2 protein-coding genes and 1 pseudogene are annotated in these 2,580 nt (G+C 27.4%); all 3 read right to left on the bottom strand.

All coding sequences use genetic code 11. The annotated features are described in order from the left end of the window. A pseudogene (locus tag ACOTVC_RS08515) lies at positions 1–519 on the bottom strand (hypothetical protein); the annotation flags it as partial. Next, positions 512–1,441 (bottom strand): ankyrin repeat domain-containing protein, encoded by a 930-nt coding sequence (locus ACOTVC_RS08510; protein ID WP_421628324.1) that lies wholly within the window; start codon positions 1,439–1,441, stop codon positions 512–514. The pseudogene ACOTVC_RS08515 and the gene ACOTVC_RS08510, both read right to left, overlap by 8 nt. Positions 1,442–1,512: 71 nt before the next feature. After that, the coding region (locus tag ACOTVC_RS08505; protein ID WP_421628322.1) for a bacteriophage T4 gp5 trimerisation domain-containing protein at positions 1,513–2,580 on the bottom strand (1,068 nt) is incomplete at its 5' end.

Below are 2,580 nucleotides of genomic sequence, written 5' to 3'. Positions count from 1 at the left end.
TATTAAAACATAAATTCCTTTTTCAAAGCATTTGTCAAAAAATTCTGCTCCAACTTCAGCTATACCATCTTTTACTTCAAAGCCATTATTATATTTTAACTCTTCATTTAAACTTTTGATATCATTATCTTTACTTGTATAAACATCGTAAAATATATCATAGTTTTTAAATTTATCTTGTCGTTTTTCTATGGTTTGTGTTTGTATGTTTGAAGTAAAATTGTTTTCATCAAGTTTGTTTATCTCTTCATCAATTTTTTGTGCATAATCTTTTGCTTGTTCTTTTACGATATCAGCTTTTTTATTTAATTGATCTTGAGAATTTATTTTTTTAATTTCTTTTTCTTGATGAATTTTCCCTTCTTTATCTTCAAATTTTTTTCCACTGTTTTTATCTTCTGTTTGCAAATGAAAAGGTTTATAAAAATACAATTTGCAATTTTCTAGTATATAGACCTTTTGAAATTCTTTGATATGAAAATTGACATCGGTAAAGTTAATTTTTATCACTCTACTCATTCTCCTTGGCTTTTTTTATGGCATCGTTTAAAAGTTTACAGTATTTTTCCATATAGCTTTTATCTTTTTCACACTCTTTGCTATCCCAGTATATATTGTATTTTTTATCAAGTTGCTCTGAAGTCATTGCTCCTGCATCTTTTAAAAGTTTTTTATTTCTAGATCCTTTTGCATCATCTAAAGGAGTTCTTGGGGTAACAAAATTTACATTAGCTCCTAGTTCGATTAAAAGCTTTGTAACCCTATAAGTTTCAGGTTCTTTTACAGCTTCAAATAAAAGAGTTTCATTATATTCGCTTTTTGGATCAAGCAAGGTTTGCATATCCACATTAGCCCCTCCTTTAATAGCTAGCTCTAATAATTCATAATTATTTTGCATAACCCAAAAATGCATAGGAGTCCAACCAAAGCCATCTTTATGCACTTCAAATTTAGCTCCACGATTTACTAGATATTGTATGATTTGAGAATTTGGGTTTTTAGCATTGAGTATATATGCGTAGATTAGAGCTTTTTGATAAATAATGCTATTTCCTTCTACTTTTTTCATTAGAATATATTTATCATTAGCTTCTTTGATATGTTTCATGTCGGGAAAAGCAAAATTATATTTAGGATCTTTTAAACTTAAACCATACTCATCAAATAAATAATCTAAAATAGAAAAATCATTATTATTTTCTTCACAAGCAAATGCGGCCCTTAATAAGCTCGCTGCCGGATCAAATAAAGATAGCTCGTAATCTTCATTATTATGATGGTATGTAAAATGCGCCTCATAAAAGCTTTCTTTTATGGGATAATCTTTTAAAAGATTTTTAACATTTTCTAAGTCATTATTAATAATAAAATCAAATAATTGTTTTTGAATTTGCATTTTTTCTTCAAAACTCATAGCTTTGATATCTTCTAGTTTTTTCATTTATTTTTTCCTTTCTTTCTTTATAAATTATTTTTCTTTATGATTTTGGTTTTAGTTTAAGAAAATTGCTTTTAATCTGCTCTTAAATCACCTCCTTTTACTCTTAAACCTTTATCATCTATAATTACTTGTATTTTTCCTACTTGTAGTATAATCTTATCTTTTGTTTGTGTGATAGTGGTATTTTTACCTACTTGAGAGATGATTTGTTCTTGTGCTATTAGAGTGCTTTCTTTATTAGCTAAAGTATTTATTTCATCAGCTGTAAAGGAACAATTATTTTTAGCTTTAAAACTAATAGAATCATCAGCTTCAGCTTTGAAATACTCATTTGTTTCTAAACTTAGATCTTTTTTGGAGTGAAATTTTATACTTTGATTGGTTTGAAGCACATAAGAACCCTTTATGGTTTCATTTTTATTATGTCCTATTCTTTGGATAAAATCATTTTTGATATCTTGCTCTAGATTATTGTTGATGATTACTCTTTTATCATTTCCTATTTTTTCTTCGTGGTTTTGTCCGATATTGACTTCATTACTAATTCCTACATTCAAAGTATTACTTAAACCCACATTAGTGTCTTTAGAAAGCAAGGTGTTTTCTAGATACTGCGCACCTACATTGACATTTTTAAAACCTATGATATTTTGCATATGTCCTAAAGTAATGAATTCGGTATATAAAGCTCCTACTTCTGAGGTTTTGTTATTTTTTATAGTTTGCTCATAGTTGTTGCCTATTTCTTCTTTGTAATCTTTTTGTGCTAGAATGTAAAATTCTTCCTTGTCTATATCATTTTTTAAAGTGATTTCATTTCTTGCTTTTGCATCGGTATTATCTTTTCCTATAGTAGAATTAGAGATAGTTAGATAATGTTCGTTTTTATAATTTAGATTATATTCTGTATTTTCTTGTAGTTTAAGTTCATCTAAGCCTTTATTATACATAGGTATAGCATTTAGATAATTTAGTGTTTGTTCAGCGATTTCTCTTTTGTATCTTGGGTAGTTATATTGTGGCATAGTATTCACCCCATTATATAAACTCCCACTAATAAAAGGCTTGTCTATATCATCATCTAAAAATGAAATAATAACTTCATCTCCTATTCTTGGTGTATGATAAAAACCTGAATG

It is taken from the genome of Campylobacter sp. GB48 (genome assembly GCF_049221845.1).
GTDB classification, from domain to species: Bacteria; Campylobacterota; Campylobacteria; order Campylobacterales; family Campylobacteraceae; genus Campylobacter_D; species Campylobacter_D lari_C.
Note: the sequence above shows the minus strand (reverse complement) of the source record. Positions and strands in the feature narration are given on the sequence as shown.